Below are 20976 nucleotides of genomic sequence, written 5' to 3' on the forward strand. Positions count from 1 at the left end.
ATTATTCTATATAAATAAAAGCTTTGCCTATGTACTCGTAACGCAATAGCAGCCTTTAGTGTCAGCAATTAATAACTGTGAATTAAACCCAGCTGTTAAGTTACTAATAACAGTTTCTACAAAACCGCTTCCTTGCGAGCACGCTAGTCCTTCGGATAGCGGCCCGGCATAAACAAAGTCCCCATTTTTATCAATAATTACAGCAGCAGGGGTTGCTGGAATGGCTTGCTTAAGTTGTTGTGTAAGTTGCAACTCTTGCACGGCAAGTCCTTTACTTTTTGCAAATGCTTGCAACGTCGTAATGTGCGCTTGTGCTTGCTTAGTACAACCGCAATTTTGCTCTGTAATAATAACAAGCGATGCCACGGTATTACTAACCACTAACTGTTGTTTAAATTGCTCAAACCAATTTTGTTGCTTTAGCATTTGCGATTCATCAAACGGCTTTAGTTGCCCAAGCTGAAAGTACACCAGCCCAGTCACAACCAGTATAAACCACGCGGCAACAACCCCTACAATAAAGTAATTCGACTTACTTAAATTTTGCAATACTTTGCTCTAATACATCAATACTTACGTCAATTAACTGTACTTTAGCTGTTAACTGCTTAACTATTTTTGTGTCTTGATATTGGTTTTGGCGCATTTTGTCTGTGCTTAGTGCTATTTGCGCCGTATTACCCGCTTGCTCGGCAACTACTTGAGCCACTGAGCTAGTACTGCTTGATACCGCTTTAATTTGTTCACTCATAGATGAAATGTTTTCTTTCATCGTGGTGCTTATTTTTGTTAAGTCGACTACAAAATCAACACATTGGCTCATAGACTGAGTAGATGTGCGGCTATTGCTAACCAAGTCTTTTAAGGTAGCGGCTATTTTAGCCGTAGTTGCTTGGCTATTAGTAGCAAGTGAGCGCACTTCTGATGCGACAACAGCAAAGCCACGACCATGCTCTCCGGCTCTAGCGGCTTCAATTGCGGCATTTAAAGCCAGTAAGTTAGTTTGATCTGCGATTCCCGATATTTCATTAAGTAAACCCGATATTACATCGCCTGCACCAACAAGATGATTTATTTGCTCTTCAGTATGATTAAGTAGTGTTAATAGCTCTCTACTTTTACTGTCTGTTTGTGACACTTCTTGCAAGGCATTGGTTGCTGCTTGAGTAATATTATCTACTTGGTGCTTTAATACTTCACTTTCTTGCTCAACAAGTTTAAAACCATGAGCAACTTGCGCACCAGAGCTTGCAATATCGTCGGTTTGTTGGATGCGCTGATCTGCACCTTCGGTTAACTCATCGTGCACTTGGATCAGCTCTTGTGAGCTTACCTTTAATGACTCTGATTGAGTTTTTACTTGTTTAATTACATCTGACAAATACTCTAATAAGGTATTAAAGCCGGCTACCGCTTGGCTTTTTTGATCATCAGCACGTAAAGAAAGTTTAATATGATTAGGGTCTTGCATTATTTGCTCTGTCGCTGAGCTTAACGATAGCCCAGCACTACGTTCGCGCTGCAATGTTTTAGCAATATAGCCTGCAACAAACACTTCAACAATGGCATAACCTGCGTGTATTAGCACTGTTGTAAAGGCAAGCCTATCTGGATCAAACACGTAAAAACCTGTGTTTTGAGTTTGTAGGTAATAAAACGATAAGTGATGTACAGCAACAAACACAATAGCAGTTATAAAAACACGCCATTGTACAAACATAATTAACATCGCCATTAAAATAAATATTTCAAAATGCACTTCAATCAAACCATAGGTTTGTTGAATATGTAAAAAAGAAAACATCATAATGGCTGCAGCGACAACGTGGGGCGTTAAAGCACTATTAGGTTGGGTTTTTAATAACCAAATAGGTAATAAACAAAGTGGTAAGCCAACAATAAAGGCCTCGCTCAATGTGCCAAAATATAAACCAACACCTATTGATTCTATAAATAAAAGGCTAAAAATAACCGTAAATAAACGCGCAACACTAGACATAGTAGCCTTAAATTAAGTTTTTTAATAAAATTAAGCGAGGTAATACGTATTAAAGTTTAAAAAAGTTCATCAGTTACCCCTAACAAGCAAAAAAATGCTGAAATATTATACTTAACAAAGCAAACAAGTTAATTACTTTGTTTAAATATATTTACCTAGTTAATTGTTATTTACTCAAGCTAATAAGTTTAAGCTCAAACAAAGCCGGCTATTTAATAATAGGTAATATTTTTTTAAAGTTAGGTGTTGCTGCTTGCTTGGTCCATTGAAAAATAATGCTCTCGGTACTGGAAATGATCGCACCTGCTTGGCGTAGTTGCTCAGTAGCAATTATTTTGTGATTGTCGTTACGTGAACCTATCGCATCAACTGCAATGATCACCTCATAGCCGTACTGCAATAAATCTAAGCATGTTTGCAACACACAAACATGCGCTTCGGTACCAATAACCACGACTTGCGGGCGAGTATACTTAGCGAGTTGCGCTAAAAACCCGGGCTCTGCACAGGCACTAAAGTGGGTTTTATGAAAATAATCTGCTTGTGGCAAAGCATCCTGTAAGGTTTGATTGGTTGCGCCCAAACCTTTTTTATATTGCTCTGTAATAAGGGTCGGTATTTTGTGCACTAAGCTGGCTTGCGATAACTGTAATGAGCACTTCAAAATAGCGCTAAAGTCAGCTATGGCTGGCTCAAGTTTCGTTTGTATATCAATAATTAATAACACACTGCGTAAAGCATCCACATTACTCATTTTGCTCATACTTCCTCCACTGTCCTGTTTAGTGTTAACTGCTTGTAACTAGCTCACTCTAATACGAACACCAAAACAAAGCTACTCTGCTCGCTGTTAGTATTGTTCAACTAGGCTTAAATAAGTTATTAATACACTGATACAACTCATTTTTATTGATGGGTTTGGCTATAAAGTCATTCATACCGGCGTTTAAGCATTTTTCTTTATCTTCGGCAAACGCATTGGCAGTAATAGCTAAAATTAATACGTTTTTACAATCATTTGGCATTTTGCGTATTTTTTGTGTGCATTGATAGCCATCCATATTGGGCATTTGGCAATCCATTAAAATCAAATCTGCGGGGTAGCTTTCTAAGCAATGTAACGCTTCAAGGCCATCGTTTGCCGTTTTTATCTCGCATCCCGTTGCAATCATCATTTTGGTGATTACTATTTGATTAATTGGATTATCCTCTACGATTAAAATACGTTTTGCTGCTAAATCAGGAACAGAACTGTCGGCTATCTCCTTAACTGGAGCCTGGCTTAGAATGAGTGGGATTTTTATTTTAAAACAGCTTCCTACCCCTTCTTCACTGCGCAGGGTAAGCGAGCCGCCCATCAGCTCAATTAATCGTTTACTAATTGTTAGCCCAAGTCCAGTGCCGCCATATTTTCGGGTAGTGGAAACATCAGCTTGTGTAAATTCTATAAATAAATTTTGTTGTTGCAGCGCAGAAATACCAATACCAGTATCGGTAATTTTAATGAACAAACAATTATCCTCTACAAAGCAATCCATAGTAATTAAACCAGTGTCAGTAAATTTACCCGCATTACTGAGTATATTGTTGATAACTTGAGAAAAGCGTAGTGAGTCTAACGCTATAAATGGCGGTAATTCTGGAGCAATAGTTAGCTTAAATGTAACGTTAGCGCTTAATCCCGAGTTATCAAAAACAGTGGCTAATTGGCGTATTAGTTTTTTAATTTCAGTTGGTTGCACATCTAACTTTAACGCATTAGCTTCTATTTTAGAAAAGTCGAGTATCTCATTTAAAATAAGCAGTAAGTTATGGGCACTTTGTTGGATCATTTGCAGCTCATTTTGTTCATCGGCAGCAATTTTAGAATTTTTTATTAGCAACTGAGTCATGCCCAAAATACCATTAAGCGGAGTGCGAATTTCGTGACTCATATTGGCCAAAAATAATGACTTAGTTTTATTTGCTTTATTAGCAACCCCTACAGCTTTAATTAGCTCTTCTGTTTTATCTTTAACTTGTTGCTCAAGCTTTAAATTAAAGTTTTTAAGCTGATTATTCAACGCTTCATTTTTACTGTTTGCGGTGCGTAACTTATTAAAGTTATTAGTCATCTTAAGGGCTAAACTTGCAAACTGTTGTTGTAACTTTTCAACCTCGTACCAGGTATTAGTATGCGAAACTAACCCTACTGTTTGTTCATCGGTTTCGAAGTTATCTATTTGCTCGGTTAACTTTATTATCGGCGTTACTAACCACTTACTTAGCTGCGTAATAAAAACACTGGTTAGTACAATTATAAATAAGATCAACACCAGAGATTGCCCCCACGCTTGGGCTGCAACATTATTGGCATACTTTTTATTCATTAATGTGAAAATACGCCAATGATTTAATGCCGATGTAGTGTCTTTTGAATAATATTGCTGCGCGTTTGTTGCTGTAAATGCGCTTGTTTGTTTAAGGCTTTGCAGCGCAACTACATCTTGTTTGCTAAGGGTTTGCATCTGCTTAAAGTCATTTAAGGTTGAAAATACTACCTGATTGCTTTTATCTAATATAATTAAGTCGGCTTGGCGCTTAAATAAGGTAGGTTGTAAATCACTAAAGTTTTCAAATAACAATGAGCCCTCTACTACCCCCTTAAATTGCTGGTTATTATAAACAGGGGCCGATATTGCCACTATTGATTGCTGTCCAAACCCTCTTCCTTTAAAAACACCAGAAATAAATCCATTTTGAGAATCAATTGCTTGGTAAAAATAATCGCGATCAGCAACATTAGCAACAGCCTTACCTTTTAACTGCTGTGTTTTTGACGTTGTGGGATAAAAGTAATTTACGTTAGCAAGTTCATCGGTACTTATAGCAGTTATAAACCCAGGATATAACTTCCCTAAAAGCTCAATAGCACTTTGTGGGCTATGCCCTACGCTAATATTTTGTGCGGTCAGTATTACTGCTTTGCGATGGTTTTCTAAATATAAATCTAGGCTTTGCGCTATTTGTTGGGACTTTTCGTTTAGTTGTGCGTTTATTTCGTATTCAACCCTAGAGTAATGGTTATTAATAAGCACAATTGAGGTAAGCACTACCACTAAAATAACGAGCAAAGTTACAATATAATTAAGGATTTTATACAAAGAACCATAATGGCGAGACCAAGAATGGCGATTAAAAAAGAAACTAAATAAATCAATTACGCATAAATAAATGGCGGCATTTAAACAATATTTAGCAAACGCAGTAACCAAAGGTAAAAAGCTAATATTAAGAAAGTAATGCCCAAACCCCCACAGTAATGGCATTGCTACTACAAGCCAAAACAGCATTCCTCTAAAAAATAAAGGCCTAGAATAGCGCAGACAAAAAAAGTACACCCATAGTATTTCTAAACCAAAAACGATTGAAGGCCAAGCATGCCCCCAACGATAAAATATGCCTAGGGTGCTTAAAGTAAACACAACTAACGAATAGCGCCAGCCAAATAATAATAAGCTTAAAAGAACAAAAAATTGCCCTAATAAAAACTCAGAACTATTAATAAATAAGATTGGTAGGGTATTTACAAAAGCAGCGGTAATACCAAATAAACACGACACAATAAAGTTAAAGTAGCGATGCTTACTTGCTAGTAAAGGCATAATTAGATTCCAATAAATTGCTGTTGATTCAATTTGTTCCTACAACAGCTATTATTTACATATAGCTTAAACTAAGCCATATGCTGCAATTTGCCAAGTTTAATTAACACTACTGCAACTACTTTCAATTTGTAACACACTATTTGTTACATTAAATTTTGAACGCAACAGGTTTTCGACCTTTAAGCGACATGCTTTATCGTGTTTTTCAATGGTGCAGTGTTTTTTTAGCACTATATGCGCACCCACTATTACCGTTTTATCTTTTCGTACTACAGTTACATTATGCACATTTTTTACATGCTGAATTGTGGTAATTGCTTGCTCAACTTTAGCTACTTTAGGGAGTTTATCTTTATTTATGTACAGCCCTTTAACGCAACTTATAATAACCTTAATACCGGTGAATAAAACGAATGAAGCAATTAACATGCTCGATAAAATATCGATAATATCCCAACCAGTCAGGTAAATTAACACTCCGGCTATAAAAGTAGAAATAGTAGATATAATGTCAAAAAACGAGTGTAAAAACACCGCATATACATTAATACTCGCTTTACGGCCTTTATATAACACCCAAGCAGCGGCACCATGAAACAAAAAACCAAGCGCGGCAATGGCCGACATTAAAAAGCTATTTATTTCAAGTTCGTTGCCTTCATGATGGTGCATAAAACGCTCGCCACCTTCATACAATATAACCAAGCTAATTGCTAAATATAAAAAGCCATTTATAAGGCCTCCTACTAACTCAGCACGCTGATAGCCATCGTTATAGGTTTTAGCAAAGTGAATCGCCAAGCTCGAGGCAATTAAAGCAATAAATAAAGAGCTGTTATGAACAAACAAGTGCCCTGCATCGGCTAATACTGCTAGTGAGTTGGCGTAATATGCGCCTATTAATTGAATAACCATAAAAGAGCAGGTGATCGCCAAAGCAATTAATAAACGGCGACGGGAAGCTTTATGTGTCGTTATTTCGGTCATGAAATACTTAAGTACCTATACTTAAAACAAAGTAAGCTTCGAAAAAGCTCAACGGGGAATACGTAATGATATACAGTATCAATTATAATACGTAAACCTAATAAACGCACTAAAAAATTGGGAAAATAGAAACTTCTGTACTAAAAGTATTTAAAAAGGTATAAAAATAACAATATATTATAAAAATAATAACGTTTAATGTTTAGCTTGGAGAAACAAGTGAGTGATGACTCAATACTAAAATTGTGGCAGGTTTTAAATAAACTCAGTTTAGCTATTTTATTATACGACAATAAAAATAATACTTATTGTGTTAATACTGCGGCGCAAACTTTATTTGATTTAAAGCATTGCGACAATTTAGATAGCACTGCATTTAATGCTGTCACCCTCCTGAGCGTGCATAATAATAAACATATTGCTATTGAGTCATTATTCGATTCAAAAACTAGCGCTAATATACAGCTAAAAAAACAACAACAAAGCATGCCGTTAAATATCGCCCTTACCCAATTATCTGATTCTGTTTCTATGTTGTGTTTAGAGCCTTTAAAAAGAGATGTAATTGAGCTCTATAATTTTGATCGGGTTATTTCTGAAATATCAACAGACTTAATCGACATACAAAATGATGATATAGATTTGCATATTAATTTTGCGTTAAAAGCCATTGGCACTGCATTTGCTGCCGATCGCAGTTATTTATTTGAATTTAATACCGACAACGAAACCATTACTAACACCCACGAATGGGTGAATGAAGGCATTGAACCTTTCAAACAAAGATTACAAAATGTGCCAAAAACCGAGCTACCCTACTTTTTTGAAGTAATGAACGCTACGCATTTGTTTCAGGTAAACGATGTTTTAAAATTACCTCAAGCAGCAAACGCTGAAAAAGTTGAGTTTCAGATACAAAAAATACAATCTGTTTTATGCATAGGGCTCCTTTTTGATAAAGAGCTTATTGGTTTTATAGGCTGTGACTGTGTTAATTTTAAGCGCGCATGGACACACATTGATCTGATCAGAATAAAATTAGTGGGCGAAATAATTGCCAACGCATTAAAAAATATAGATTACAAAAAAAGCTGCAACTAGCCCAGCAACAACTTATTACTGCTAATCAAAAATTAAGTTTATTAGTTAATACTGATGGTTTAACTAATATAGCCAATCGCCGCTGTTTTGATGAAACACTTAAAAGTGAAATACGACGTTGTGCTCGTAATAAGCAATCACTTAGCTTGATTATTTGCGATATAGACTTTTTTAAACGCTATAACGACAATTATGGCCACCAAAAAGGCGATGACGCACTTAAGCTAGTTGCTAAAACACTAAATCAACTTTGCAGGCGCGAGGGCGATTTAGCTGCGCGTTATGGCGGGGAAGAATTTGCAATTATTTTGCCTTTGCTTAAGTCTGCAGAGTGTCATCGATTTGCATTATTATTACAACAAAAAATAGCGCTGCTAAACATAGTACATAGCGACTCTAGTGTTGCAAAAACAATCACACTTAGCGTGGGCTTTTATAGCGCATATCCAACTAAAAACACCCGCCCCGAAACAATTATTAATAATGCTGATGCAGCCTTATATGAAGCTAAAGAAACGGGCCGTAATAAAATTTGTCAGTTTTTTGAAAGTAATTGAATATCACCTTACAAGGATCTGTTGACCCTTGCGGATTAAAATTTGTTCAAACTAGGGGCGATTTAATCACGGCGCGAGGTTTGTAACCTAGTGGGCTAAGTAAAAACCGAGCAACAAAGAGTCAATCGCCCCTAGGCAGAACCCTTCGGGCAGCGCATGTTTGGCATTGATGCTACGTTATCGCCTATTTATGGGGAATAACCACACCACATAGGCTCTGCCTTGCCTAAATACCAAACACACTGCTGCAAATTTAACCTTGAAAGATCAACAGACCCTGACTATTTTATAGTGAAATCATACCAGCAATGTTACTCTAGCAAGGTTGAAATTATAAACAACACTAACAATTCAACTTGTTAACTCTTTATTATTAGAAGGAATATTTACATGGACCCGATTGCACAAGTGCTCAATACAATATTTACCGTTGAAGCATTTTTACTCATTTTTGTTTTAGTACTGCTAAAAAGTAGTGTCAAATTTGTACCACAAAACCGCGCTTGGTTAATAGAACGCTTTGGTAAGTATCAATCAACTAAAGAAGCAGGTTTAAACTTTATCATCCCATTTATTGATCGTATTGCTGCAGATCGCAGTTTAAAAGAACAAGCACAAGACGTGCCTTCACAGTCGGCAATCACTAAAGATAATATTTCGCTTACTGTAGATGGTGTTTTGTATTTCCGTGTGCTTGACCCATATAAAGCAACCTACGGCGTTGATGATTACATATTTGCTGTAACTCAGCTTTCGCAAACAACCATGCGTTCTGAGCTTGGTAAAATGGAATTAGATAAAACTTTTGAAGAGCGTGACGTACTGAACACTAATATTGTAACTTCTATCAACCAAGCGGCAGAGCCTTGGGGCATTCAAGTATTACGTTACGAAATAAAAGATATTGTGCCACCACAATCTGTAATGGAAGCGATGGAAGCACAAATGAAAGCAGAGCGAGTTAAACGCGCACAAATACTTGAATCTGAAGGTGACCGTCAAGCCAATATCAATGTGGCCGAAGGGCGTAAACAAGCACAGGTATTAGGTGCTGAAGGTGAAAAGGCAGAACAAATTTTACGCGCAGAAGGTGAAGCTAAAGCAATTATTGCAGTTGCCGAAGCACAAGCCGAAGCACTGCGTAAAGTGGGTGAAGCTGCCGATACAGAGCAAGGTCAAAAAGCAATCCAACTTGATTTAGCAACTAAAGCAATAGCTGCAAAAGAAGCCATTGCCAGAGAGTCATCAATTGTATTGCTTCCTGATAATGCCACCGATGCAAGCTCAATGGTTGCACAAGGTATGGCCATTATTAATAGCTTAAATAAAAAGCATCAAGGCTAATAACTAAATAAAGGAGTCGGTATGGAATTTATTACCCAAAATTTACCACAAACCTTAATGGTACTTGGGGTTCTTGCGCTGATCATAGAAGTAGCCGTATTGGGGCTCTCTACCTTTATATTGTTATTTTTTGGCTTATCGTTATTTATAACCGGGCTGCTCATGAGTATGGGAATATTAGCCGACTCTATGACTACTGCGCTTTGGAGTAATACTCTAATAACAGCTGCAATTTCTATATTGCTTTGGAAGCCCCTAAAGCGGATGCAAAATAATGTTGAGCGTAAACCAGTTAATAGCGACTTTGCAGAGCTGACTTTTGTACTTAACCAAGATGTGACTATTGAAGGGTTAAGTACTCATCAGTATTCTGGCATTAGCTGGCAACTTAAAAGCAAACAGCCCATTAGCGCCGGTACGCAAGTTAAAGTAACTAAAAAAGAAGTTGGTGTAATGTGGGTTCAAAGCATTTAAAAACCTACAGCAATTATATTTTTCTAAACAGTTAAAATAACAATAAACGGGCAATTAAACACTGCCCGTTTATTTTGTTGAGTATTTATAATAAATAATCGCCTACCTCCTCCCTCGCACTTTGCTAACTAAGTTGATAGCATTAAAAAATGATGTAAGGAATATATCGTTATGACAAATCAACATAAACACACTTTGGTTGTTGAAGGGGGTGCAATGCGCGGTATTTTTGCAGCCGGTGTACTCGATGAGTTTTTAAAACAAAACTATCAACCATTTGCACGTTATTTTGGCGTATCTGCAGGGGCTACAAATGTAGCCGCCTATTTATGCAAGCAACCAATGCGCAATTACAAAGTGATCACCGACTATTCATGTCGTCCTGAGTTTATTAATCTTGCGCGCTTTATAAAGGGTGGCCATTTATTTGATTTAGACTGGCTATGGCAAGAAACCATTCGTGAAATACGGCTAAACACCGAAGTGTTTGCGCAAAACCCGGCAGACTTTTATATTGTTACTACGGCTATCGAATCGGGTAAAGCCCATTACTTAAAAGCCACCAGCAGCGATATGGTCGAGCAATTAAAAGCGTCTTGTGCTATTCCTATTGCGTATCGCGACTATCCAATAATTAATAATATAGCCATGACCGATGGCGGCGTAGCCGACTCTATTCCCGTTATAAAAGCGTATGAAATGGGTGCACGTGAAATAACCGTTATTTTATCTCAGCCTTTGGGTTATCGTAAAAGGCCAAGTAAAGCACCATGGTTAACTAAAAAAATATATAAAAACTACCCGGCACTTATTAACACAACCCTCACCAGAGCCGATGTTTATAACCAAAGTATTGATTTTATTAATAACCCACCCGCTGATTGCCGGGTAAATATTATAGCGCCACCAGTTAATTTTAAAGTGGGCCGTACCACTAAAAAGCTTGCAACCCTTAACACTGGCTACCAAATGGGTGTAGACGCCGCAAAAGCATTTTTAGCTTAATTCAAAACTAACTTTGTATTATTTAAAATTACTGCCCTTTATTTTAAATAAACATTAAAACACTTTAGATATTGTTAATAAGCTCTTATCCTATGGCGGAATTTTGATAAGTGAGCTATGTATTGTTTCTCATGAAATATTATGAGCATTAGCAACTCCCATTGTATTTTTTATTAAGTATTTAGGAACACATTGAACGTGGACATTTTTAACGCAATTATTTTAGGTATTATTGAAGGTATTACTGAGTTTTTACCTATTTCGTCAACCGGGCATATTATTGTAGCAGCGCAATGGTTGGGTATAGAAGCAACGGCTACTAATCAAGCATTCGGCGTAATTATTCAATTAGCCGCCATTTTAGCGGTACTAGCCAACTATAAAGATAAGTTCACTCCAAAACATCTTAACTTATGGATAAAAGTAGCCATCGCATTTATTCCGTTAGGCATTATTGCTTTCATTTTTAGTGACGTAATAAAAGCACTATTTAACGTACCTGTTGTGGGAGTAATGTTTATTGTTGGTGGGGTGATTTTTTTACTGCTAGAGCGCAATTATAAAGAACAAAACTGCACCACTACCGATGTTACTCAAGTGACTTATAAGCAAGCAATATGGATTGGTATAGCCCAAGTATTTGCACTTATTCCTGGTACTAGCCGTGCGGGTAGCTCTATTGTAGGTGCTATGTTGTGTGGCTTAAACCGCAAAGCCAGTGCAGAGTTTTCATTTTTACTTGGCTTACCTGTACTTGCTGCAGCGTCTGGGTATGATTTGCTAAAGCATTATGACTTATTTACTTTTGACGATTTAACCGCCCTTGCTGTAGGCTTTGTTACCTCTTTTATAGTGGCCTATTTTACAATTAAATTATTTATCCGCTTTTTAGAAAACTTTACTTTTGTAAGTTTTGGTATTTACCGCATTGTATTTGGTGTTATTTTATTAACCATAGCTTACGTTTAAAACATTTTTAAGAGAGAAAATAATGAACGAAAAAATAAATCAAGAAGCCCTCCACGCACTTAAAATAGCATTTACCTACATGCCTAAAGCAATCGAGGTGACTAAATACGAGTACGGCGAGCGTTATCAAACCGTACTTGATCATATTGAAGCCGTGCGCGAAACACTCCTCATAAACGATGTAGATCCTGAGGAAGTAGGCGGCGATATAAATCCAGAGTACACACCAAATTCAACCTATTAAATAATCATAAATTGCGTTAGCTTATTTACTATTATTTAACTAGTATATTTACTAAGTATTTTTAACTAACACTCTAAAAAGTAAGGATCTATTATGAATAACAAAGTGATTGGTATTGTGCTTATTATTATTGGCGTTGCGTTGGCTATTTGGGGGTATGATGTTTATGAAGCAGCTGGCTCACAAGTTAGCCGCGCGCTAAGTGGCGACACGCCAATGGAAGCATGGGCCGGTATGATCGGTGGAGCTGTGTGTATAATAGTCGGCATTACCAGGGTTAAGTAACATACAGCTTATAAACGCTGCATGTTAAAAAACAAAAATAATCAGTGTTTATTTAACCCCTAAATTAAATATAAAAAAAGCCGCCTTTGGAGAAGGGCGGCTTGGGTGAACAAACAGCTATGGGTGTATTTTTGCTGTTATATCAAGAGACGTTTTTTAACTAACCTGATGCAGATTAACTAAATTAAGCTTGCTCTGTTTCATCGCTGTGGCGAATTAAGTAATCAAACGCACCTAAACTGGCTGTTGCACCACTGCCCATAGCAATTATTATTTGCTTAAATGGCGTATTGGTTGCATCCCCCGCACCATAAACGCCTGGGAGTGATGTTGCGCCTTTGGCATCAATTAAAATCTCACCAAATTTGCTCAGTTCAAGCTCGCTGTCTTTTAGCCATTCTGTATTTGGTATTAAACCAATTTGTACAAATATGCCCGCAAGAGTGAGCTGCTTACTGTCGCCACTTACGCGGTCGGTGTAAGTTAAACCGGTTACTTTTTTGCCATCGCCGAGTACTTCGGTTGTTTGTGCACTTTTAATAATAGTAATATTAGCCATACTGCTAGCTTTGCGAATAAGTACTTCGTCGGCACGTAATGTATCGGCAAATTCAAGTACCGTTACATGCTCTACAATATTGGCTAAATCAATCGCGGCTTCTATACCTGAATTACCGCCACCAATTACCGCAACCGGTTTGCCTTTAAATAAGGGCCCATCGCAATGTGGGCAATATGCCACACCGTGGCCACGATATTGTTGCTCGCCAGTCACGTTCATTTCGCGCCAGCGTGCGCCTGTTGCCAGTACCAGCGACTTAGCACTCAGTACCGCGCCGTTTTCTAGAGTAATTTCGTAACCACTATTATTGCGACTAAGCTTAGCTGCGCGTTGATTATGCATTACATCTACATCGTATTCTTTAACGTGCTCTTCTAGTTGTGCTACCAGTTTTGGCCCTTCGGTGGCTTTAATCGAAATAAAGTTTTCGATTGCTAAAGTATCGGCTACTTGTCCGCCAAATCTATCTGCAACAATACCGGTGTTTAACCCTTTTCGTGCTGAGTAAATAGCAGCCGATGCACCCGCAGGCCCACCACCAATAACTAACACGTCAAACTTTTCTTTTTTACTTAACGACTCAGCTTGGCGCTGTGCACCTTTGCTATCTACTTTATTGAGTATGTCGGTTAGGCTTAGTGCACCTTGGCTAAATGGTTCCCCATTTAAATAAACAGCCGGTACAGCTAAAATGTTGCGCTCTTCTACTTCGCCTTGAAATAACGCGCCATCTATCATGGTGGCTTTAATTTTATTATTAGTTGCTGCCATTGTATTTAAAGCCTGCACTACTTGTGGGCAGGTTTGACAACTTAAGCTTATATACACTTCAAAATTAAGCGCTTGGTCGAGCGACTTTATTTGTTCAATGTCCTCGGCTTTTGCTTTACTGGCATGCCCGCCAGTGTGCAATAGCGCTAACACTAAACTAGTGAATTCGTGGCCCATAGGTACACCCGCAAACGTAATGTGGGTGTTTTTAATAGGTGAATGTACAACCATTGACGGACGACGCGCGCTTGTGTCTGGGTTGTTTATTACCGTAAATTTATCGCTTAGTGAGGCTAAATCGTTTGCTAAGCTTGCTACTTCTGTTGATTTTTTGCTGTCGTCCAAGGCGATAAGCAGCTCAACAGGTTGAGTAAGCGATTCAAAATGGCTTTTTAATTGATTTTTTATGTTGTTATCTAACATGGCTTAACCCTTTTAGAAAATTTAAACAGCAAGCCTCCCATGCCAAATAATGCATGTGCTTAAACAAGTATATTGAAATAGGAGGCACCAACAAACGGATGTTTATTGATTTAAGGGCAGTTACCTGCCCTTACTAGGTAAATCGAGTACTTAGATTTTACCAACTAGGTCTAGTGAAGGTGCAAGTGTGTCTTCACCTGGCTGCCAAGATGCAGGGCAAACTTCACCGTCGTGCGTTGCAATGTATTGTGCAGCTTGTACTTTACGAACAAGTTCTTTAGCGCTACGGCCAATCCCTAAATCGTGAGTTTCGATAATTTTAATTTCGCCTTCTGGGTTCATTACAAATGTTCCGCGAAGTGCTAAGCCTTCTTCTTCGATCATTACGCCAAAGCTACGTGTAATACGCCCTGTTGGGTCGCCAATCATAGGGTAAGTAATTTTACCTATTGTGTCTGACGTGTCGTGCCATGCTTTGTGAGTAAAATGAGTATCGGTAGATACTGAATAAACTTCTACGCCCATTTCTTGTAATTGTGCGTAATAATCTGCCATGTCGCCAAGTTCAGTTGGACATACAAAAGTGAAATCAGCTGGGTAAAAGAAGAAAATAGACCATTTACCAAGTACGTCTTTTTCAGATAATTCTACAAAGTCGCCGTTGTGGTAAGCGGTTGCATTGAATGGTTGTAATTTTGTGTTGATTAATGAAATGCTCATGGTATTTCCTCATTTATGTTTAATGTATTTAAAAAGTAATCAACGCTATCGTTTTAAACGACCTTCTGCGTTGGCTTGATTAATACTATAAGACTAATGAAGATTTAAATAAAATTGATTGTTTAGATTGATTCAATCAGTTTTTAAGATGGTGGTTTGGCAAATTACTTTTATACGCAATTTTTTAAGGTAGCTATTAGTAATACTGTTACAATAGCCGCGCTAAATACTCACCATATAAACGAGGCGCGCTGTTATGGAAAAATTTATTAACCACATACAACTAGGCTACTTGGGCTTGCTCCCATTTTTAGGCTGTGTTGGTTGGCCACTAATGTTTGGCAGTAACAGTGTAAACTTAGAGTTTTTTACTTTTTACAGCATTGCTATTTTAGCCTTTATGGCGGGTAACTTATGGCGCGCTGGTGAGCAAAGTTACAGTAATGCTATAAAAGCAGTTATTGTAGTTATACCTGTACCGTTTTTATCATTTTTACCAGTTGAATGGGCGCTTGCGTGGTTAGCGGTAAGCTTTTGGTTGGTGCTTATTTTTGAAAAAGCCTCACCGCAATGGCAAAGTTACCATAAAGATTATCAAAAAATGCGTTTTGTACTTACCTCTGTCGTGTTTGTATGCCATATATTTACTATTGGTATGAGCATTTACCCTAACTAATTTAAACTATTGCGCTTAAGGGCACACCATGATTGACCAATTGCGCCAGCAACTTAATACGCTTGGCGAAAACTACGTAGAAAAAAAAGCGGTATTTAAAATTAAAGTTATTCCATTTTTTTGTGCCATTAGTATAAAAAAAGATCATAAAAGTGAAGGCCGTCTGAGCTTTTATTCTAATCAACTCATTGAAATACTTATGGTGGTATTATTTGTTTTGTTTGGCTTATCTATTTACGACATAGACGCTGGCTTTACCCATGGCCCTATTCATATTATGTTCGCAATTTTAATTACCTTTAACCTTATACTTAAGCAAGTGGCTATTGAAGGGTTAAAAACACGTTTAGCCATGCTGCGTTTATATGAGCAACAAGCGCTAAATAATAACGCCGACGTTATCATTGCAAATAGCGATAAAAATACTAAATAACCTGATCTCAAGCAGCTATTTTCAGCGCTAACTGCGTTGAATTTACTTGCAATAGGCCAGCTATTGACGCGTAAATTCGCCTTGTTTTCACTGAAAACCTCTGGCTAGAGAAAATAAAATTAAATATAAATATGATTCAATACGTTAGTAAATCTCTTAACCAGAGTCCAGGTTAAATAACTTATGTACCTAAATCCCAAATGGAAAATACTCACTGTGGGCGATGGCGATTTATCGTTTTCTAACGCGCTGCATCAGCACCTAAAGCCGAGCTTATTGGTTGCCTCTACGTTTGATGACACAGCCACTATTGAGTATAAATACCAAGACAATGCACTAAGCACATTAAAAGCCAATAAGGTAACCGTACTTAATAGCTTTGATGTTACAAAACCCCAGTGCTGGCAAAACCTAAACGTTAACTTACATAGCTTTGATGTGGTTATTTTTCAATTTCCGCTTGTTCCTGCCTTTGTGGGCCGCGAAGCGTTTGAAAACAATACTCAACAAACCAGTATGAACGTATTTAATCGTGCTTTACTGCACCAATTTATAAAATACGCTAACGAGTATGCACTTAACCCCAATGGCCCAATGCTGTGCTATATCACTTCAAAAGACGTAAAGCCTTATCGGGAGTGGAATATAGAAGGCAGTTTAAATGCACATTTAAACGCTGAGTATTTAGGGCAAATGCCGTTTGATATTAGCCGCTTTGCTGGTTATAAAATTCGCAATGTTGACCGTGATAAACACGTAAAAGACACCAGCGGTATTACCTATGTATTTAGCCCAAAACAGCATAGCGAGTTAAGCTGCCATCTTACTTTGCCGCATTATTTAACCCCAAATCACTGCCCACTTTGTCGTGTTGGCCCTTATATGGCAACCGAGGACGAAAACAAACACTTAAATGCCAAAAAGCATCAGCAAATGCTGCGCCTAGAACACGACTGGCAACAATGGCTTAATGCCTTTTATGCTTAACGCTTAATTTAAGGATTAGCCTGCTTAATTAAATCGGCCGCTTTTTCAGCAATAGCAATAACCGCAGCATTGGTGTTACCGGTTATTATGCTGGGCATAATTGAGGCGTCTACTACACGTAGCCCTTGTATAGCGTAAACTCGCAGCTCATTGTCAACCACTGCAAGTGGATCATTACCCATTTTACAGGTGCCTACCGGATGGTATTCGGTATCAGCCGTTTGACGAATAAATTCAATCAATTGCTCATCGTTATTTATATCAAGCGGGTAAACCATGTCACCACGAATGGCATCAAATGCACTGCTTTGCATTATTTGTAGTGTTTTTTTAAGGCCCTGTAACATCACTTTTATATCGTCGGGATGGCTTAAATAATTAGGATCGATTAACGGCGCGCTGCGCGGATCACTATCGGCTAACTTAACAGCACCGCGGCTTTTAGGGCGCATAATACTACTATGAATACTGTAACCATGGCCGGTGTGTAATTTTCGGCTGTGATCATCCACTAAACCCAGCACAAACTCTAGCTGTACGTCTGGCGCGGGGGAGTCATCAAATAACTTAATAAATGCATGCGATTCTGCAAAGTTAGTAGTTAAGCACCCTTGGCGCTTACTAAACCAATCTATACAACCTTTTAACACCCTAGCAGCCCCTGGGATACTCAAGCCAAACGTGCCTTTACTGGTTTTTGCTCTATACAAAGGCACCACTGTAAGGTGGTCGTGTAAGTTAGCCCCCACCCCTTCTAATGGTACTATCACCTTAATATTATGTGCGAGTAAATGGTTGCTGGGGCCAACTCCTGAAAGCATTAATAGTTGCGGCGAATTAATTGCCCCGGCACTGAGGATCACTTCGTTATTGGCGTATAAATTAACCACCTGTTTATTACGTTCAATTTGTACACCTTGCGCCATATTATTGTTTATTATTACTTTATTTACATGGCTATTGGTTAATACGGTTAAGTTTGCACGTTTTAAATGAGGAGTTAAGTACGCTTTAGCTGCGCTGCAACGCTCTCCATTATGTTGCGTAACCTGTGAAAGCCTAGCACCTTGCTGCTCGGTTGCATTTATATCGTTATTTAAACTCACCCCTTGCTCAACGCAGGCATTTAAAAAACATTGATTTACTGGGCTTGGCTCATTCAATTCTTGTACGTGAAGTGGCCCTTGTGTGCCATGTAACTCACTATTGGTAAATGTTTTATTGTTTTCGGCTTTTATAAAGTAGGGTAATAAACTGTCATAATCCCAGCCACTATTGCCATTGGCCGCCCACTGATCGTAATCGTATTTATTGCCTCTAATATACACCATGGCATTAATAGAGCTTGAGCCACCCAATACCTTACCTCGTGGCATAAAACCACAGCGATTATTCAGCTCTTTTTGCGCTACTGTATTGTAATGCCAGCTATTAATACCATAAGGCACACTTGCAGCAACCCCTGCAGGCATTTGTACAAAAGCAGTATTATCGCTAGAGCCTGCTTCAATTAAGCACACACTTACATTGGCATTTTCTGATAGCCGCGAGGCAATAACACACCCTGCACTGCCCGCGCCTACTACAATGTAGTCAAATGTTGTATTCATAGCACGCCTTTTATAATTTTCACAAATTGCCCATAACCATAATATTGCATAGATAAAAACATAAAAACTTGATATTTTTAGACACTCAACAGCAAAGGTTAACTATGAGCAGCTTAATAAGAGCCACGTCTTTACAAGGTATTGATACGCTAATTTTAGAATTTGGCGCAAATGTAACTGCTATTATGCAAGCGTGTAATATTAACGTTGATTTTACTCAGCTCGAAAACCAATATGTAAGCTATCGTTGCTATGCAGCATTATTAGAATACTGCGCACAACAATTTAATTGCCCCAGCTTTGGCTTAAAGCTCGCCAGCCGACAAAGTTTTGATATTTTGGGTTATATTTCTATTGCCGCTAAAAGCGGTACCTATTTAAGTGATGCACTCGATTGGGTGGTTAAATACTTACATTTGCACAGCCCTGCTCTTCGGCTTACGGCTCATCCATTAGAGGACGATAAAAGCTTATTTTTATCGTTCGAAATTAACCTCAACCCGCTACCTAACATTAACCAAGTTACCGAACTAACGATTGGCTTAGCAATGGGAGCGATTAAAAAGCTTAGTAATAACCAATGCAAACCTATCACGGTTTTTTTACCACAAAAGCTCACCACCAGTAAGTATGCTTATAACAGCTATTTTGACTGTAAAGTAATAGAGCACCGTAACAGCGCGGGTATTGTGATTGCGAAACAAGACTTAAGCATAGCACTTGAACAAGGGGAGCTGACAAACGTAGAGGCTGCACGAAACTTTTTAGCTAAAAATAGTCAATACAACAGTCCATTACCCATTCAAGTAAGCGCGTTAATGCGCCCCATGCTGCCTATTTATCAGTGCTCTAATCACACGATTGCTGCGGCGCTTAATATGCATCCACGTACTTTGCATCGCAAACTAGCTAAGCATAATACCAGCTTTGTAAAACTCAAAGATGCCACGCGCCGTGCACTTGCACAGCACTACCTAACACAAGGGCAACTTACTATATCAACCATATCAGAATTATTGGGTTATCAAGAACAAGCCACATTAAGCACCAGTGTTAAACGCTGGTTTGGCTGTTCTCCTCGCGCATTTAGAACAAATAATTGTTAAACTGCGTATCACTTTTTATGAATTTATAGAGTTGAGTATGAACTTTGTTATTGTCGGTACTAATTTTATTAGCGATACCTTATTAAAAGCAGCCAACACCTTAATCGATTTTAATTTATATGGTGTGTGCTCGCGCGCAACAACGAGCGGCGAAGCCTTTTTAGCTAAACACCCAAAAAATACTCAAGCAAAAATATTTACCTCAATAGAGCAAGTTTGCCAAGACGAGCACGTAGATGCCGTTTATATTGCCGCACCAAATAGCTTACATCAGTTATATGCAGTGCAATGCTTAGCAGCAGGTAAACATGTACTGGGAGAAAAACCAGCAGCGGCCAATAGTGCCGAACTAGCCGCTATTATAGCAACCGCTAAAAAGCATCAATGCTTATACATGGAAGCCATGATGACCACGCATTTACCCAACTTTGCACTGTTGCAACAGGCCATGCTAAAAATTGGTACGCCGCGTAAGTTTATTGGACAATATAGTCAATATTCGTCGCGCTACGATAAATATAAAAATGGCGAGCGCCCAAATACCTTTTTACCTCAATTTGCTAATGGTGCTTTGGTTGATTTAGGCATTTATCCACTGTATTTATTAATAGCACTGTGGGGCGCACCAAATAGTGTACACGCAAGTGGTGTACTCCTTGATACAGGTGTAGATGGCGCAGGCGATGTACTCTTAAATTATCACGATAAACAAGCGGTGATCAGCTACTCAAAAATATCGCAAGGCGATAATATTACCGAAATACAAGGCGAACTTGGCCGCATTCGGATTGAAGCAGTGTCGCAACTCAAAAAAGTAGAGTTTATTGCTAACAACGGTGAACGTGAACTACTTTCGCAGCCTTTTGACGAGCATTTTATGAAATATGAAGTTGATCATTTTATGCAAATGGTGACACAAAAAGCGCCGCAATCGGATATTAATACACACCAGCTTAGTGCTGAAGTAATGCATGTACTTGATACCGCTCGCGCGCAATTAGGTGTTGTATACCCAAACGATAAAGCGTTTGAGACAAATTAAACCTTTGCTATAGTGCCTATTAGCCGCTTTATAA

At 38.3% G+C, this 20976-nt stretch carries 21 protein-coding genes; 13 read left to right on the forward strand and 8 right to left on the reverse strand.

The window, feature by feature from the left end; all coding sequences use genetic code 11:
- Positions 1-27 precede the first annotated feature (27 nt).
- From CIK86_RS15405 to CIK86_RS15425, 5 genes are all read right to left on the reverse strand, one after another.
- Positions 28-549: a DUF6436 domain-containing protein gene (locus CIK86_RS15405; RefSeq protein WP_011329908.1), complete on the reverse strand. Its 522-nt coding sequence runs from the start codon at positions 547-549 to the stop codon at positions 28-30.
- Complete coding sequence (locus CIK86_RS15410; RefSeq protein ID WP_086994547.1) at positions 533-1999, reverse strand: methyl-accepting chemotaxis protein; 1467 nt, start codon at positions 1997-1999, stop codon at positions 533-535. Before CIK86_RS15410 ends, CIK86_RS15405 begins: the two co-directional genes overlap by 17 nt.
- Before the next feature lie 208 nt (positions 2000-2207).
- On the reverse strand, positions 2208-2762 hold the full coding sequence (locus CIK86_RS15415; protein ID WP_011329906.1) for an isochorismatase family protein: 555 nt from the start codon (positions 2760-2762) through the stop codon (positions 2208-2210).
- Between the two features lie 97 nt (positions 2763-2859).
- On the reverse strand, positions 2860-5643 hold the full coding sequence (locus CIK86_RS15420) for a response regulator (RefSeq protein WP_086994550.1): 2784 nt from the start codon (positions 5641-5643) through the stop codon (positions 2860-2862).
- Between the two features lie 99 nt (positions 5644-5742).
- Positions 5743-6633 (reverse strand): cation diffusion facilitator family transporter, encoded by an 891-nt coding sequence (locus CIK86_RS15425; RefSeq protein WP_011329904.1) that lies wholly within the window; start codon positions 6631-6633, stop codon positions 5743-5745.
- 219 nt (positions 6634-6852) lie between these two features.
- Here CIK86_RS15425 and CIK86_RS19505 point away from each other — a divergent pair, with 219 nt between their 5' ends.
- The 8 genes from CIK86_RS19505 (at position 6853) to CIK86_RS15460 (ending at position 12612) form a co-directional block, all read left to right on the forward strand.
- Entirely contained in the window at positions 6853-7734 is an 882-nt protein-coding gene (locus CIK86_RS19505; RefSeq protein WP_343252011.1) for a GAF domain-containing protein, read from the forward strand.
- A 68-nt stretch (positions 7735-7802) separates the two neighbouring features.
- A complete protein-coding gene (locus tag CIK86_RS19510; RefSeq protein WP_343252017.1) occupies positions 7803-8291 on the forward strand; it encodes a diguanylate cyclase in 489 nt (162 codons plus the stop codon).
- 390 nt (positions 8292-8681) lie between these two features.
- Positions 8682-9635, forward strand: coding sequence for a slipin family protein (locus CIK86_RS15435; protein ID WP_011329902.1), 954 nt, complete (start codon positions 8682-8684; stop codon positions 9633-9635).
- A 21-nt stretch (positions 9636-9656) separates the two neighbouring features.
- Positions 9657-10109, forward strand: coding sequence for a hypothetical protein (locus CIK86_RS15440; RefSeq protein ID WP_011329901.1), 453 nt, complete (start codon positions 9657-9659; stop codon positions 10107-10109).
- 171 nt (positions 10110-10280) lie between these two features.
- Entirely contained in the window at positions 10281-11114 is an 834-nt protein-coding gene (locus CIK86_RS15445; protein WP_086994554.1) for a patatin family protein, read from the forward strand.
- A gap of 198 nt (positions 11115-11312) precedes the next feature.
- A complete protein-coding gene (locus CIK86_RS15450) occupies positions 11313-12083 on the forward strand; it encodes an undecaprenyl-diphosphate phosphatase (RefSeq protein ID WP_011329899.1) in 771 nt (256 codons plus the stop codon).
- 22 nt (positions 12084-12105) lie between these two features.
- Positions 12106-12327, forward strand: a complete 222-nt coding sequence (locus CIK86_RS15455; RefSeq protein ID WP_011329898.1) for a hypothetical protein — start codon at positions 12106-12108, stop codon at positions 12325-12327.
- A 93-nt stretch (positions 12328-12420) separates the two neighbouring features.
- Positions 12421-12612, forward strand: coding sequence for a DUF3185 family protein (locus CIK86_RS15460; protein ID WP_086994557.1), 192 nt, complete (start codon positions 12421-12423; stop codon positions 12610-12612).
- A gap of 184 nt (positions 12613-12796) precedes the next feature.
- On the opposite strand, the gene ahpF is transcribed toward CIK86_RS15460, so the two are convergent.
- Positions 12797-14368, reverse strand: coding sequence for an alkyl hydroperoxide reductase subunit F (ahpF, locus tag CIK86_RS15465; protein WP_086994560.1), 1572 nt, complete (start codon positions 14366-14368; stop codon positions 12797-12799).
- A gap of 150 nt (positions 14369-14518) precedes the next feature.
- Entirely contained in the window at positions 14519-15088 is a 570-nt protein-coding gene (gene ahpC / locus CIK86_RS15470; protein ID WP_086994563.1) for an alkyl hydroperoxide reductase subunit C, read from the reverse strand.
- Between the two features lie 256 nt (positions 15089-15344).
- Here ahpC and CIK86_RS15475 point away from each other — a divergent pair, with 256 nt between their 5' ends.
- The 3 genes from CIK86_RS15475 to CIK86_RS15485 all read left to right on the forward strand — a co-directional run bounded on the left by CIK86_RS15475 (position 15345) and on the right by CIK86_RS15485 (position 17184).
- On the forward strand, positions 15345-15764 hold the full coding sequence (locus tag CIK86_RS15475) for a DUF3429 domain-containing protein (RefSeq protein WP_011329894.1): 420 nt from the start codon (positions 15345-15347) through the stop codon (positions 15762-15764).
- A 28-nt stretch (positions 15765-15792) separates the two neighbouring features.
- Entirely contained in the window at positions 15793-16197 is a 405-nt protein-coding gene (locus tag CIK86_RS15480; protein WP_011329893.1) for a hypothetical protein, read from the forward strand.
- 183 nt (positions 16198-16380) lie between these two features.
- Positions 16381-17184, forward strand: coding sequence for a class I SAM-dependent methyltransferase (locus CIK86_RS15485; RefSeq protein ID WP_086994567.1), 804 nt, complete (start codon positions 16381-16383; stop codon positions 17182-17184).
- 8 nt (positions 17185-17192) lie between these two features.
- Here the strand turns inward: CIK86_RS15485 and CIK86_RS15490 are convergent, their stop codons facing one another.
- The gene (locus CIK86_RS15490; RefSeq protein WP_086994570.1) at positions 17193-18794 is read right to left on the reverse strand and encodes a GMC family oxidoreductase N-terminal domain-containing protein; all 1602 of its coding nucleotides are present in this window, start codon (positions 18792-18794) and stop codon (positions 17193-17195) included.
- 104 nt (positions 18795-18898) lie between these two features.
- Here CIK86_RS15490 and CIK86_RS15495 point away from each other — a divergent pair, with 104 nt between their 5' ends.
- Positions 18899-19900 (forward strand): AraC family transcriptional regulator, encoded by a 1002-nt coding sequence (locus CIK86_RS15495; protein WP_086994573.1) that lies wholly within the window; start codon positions 18899-18901, stop codon positions 19898-19900.
- Positions 19901-19937: 37 nt separating this feature from the next.
- Positions 19938-20942 (forward strand): Gfo/Idh/MocA family oxidoreductase, encoded by a 1005-nt coding sequence (locus CIK86_RS15500; protein WP_086994682.1) that lies wholly within the window; start codon positions 19938-19940, stop codon positions 20940-20942.
- Positions 20943-20976 lie beyond the last annotated feature (34 nt).

This window comes from Pseudoalteromonas sp. JB197, assembly GCF_002332205.1.
GTDB lineage: Bacteria > Pseudomonadota > Gammaproteobacteria > Enterobacterales > Alteromonadaceae > Pseudoalteromonas > Pseudoalteromonas nigrifaciens.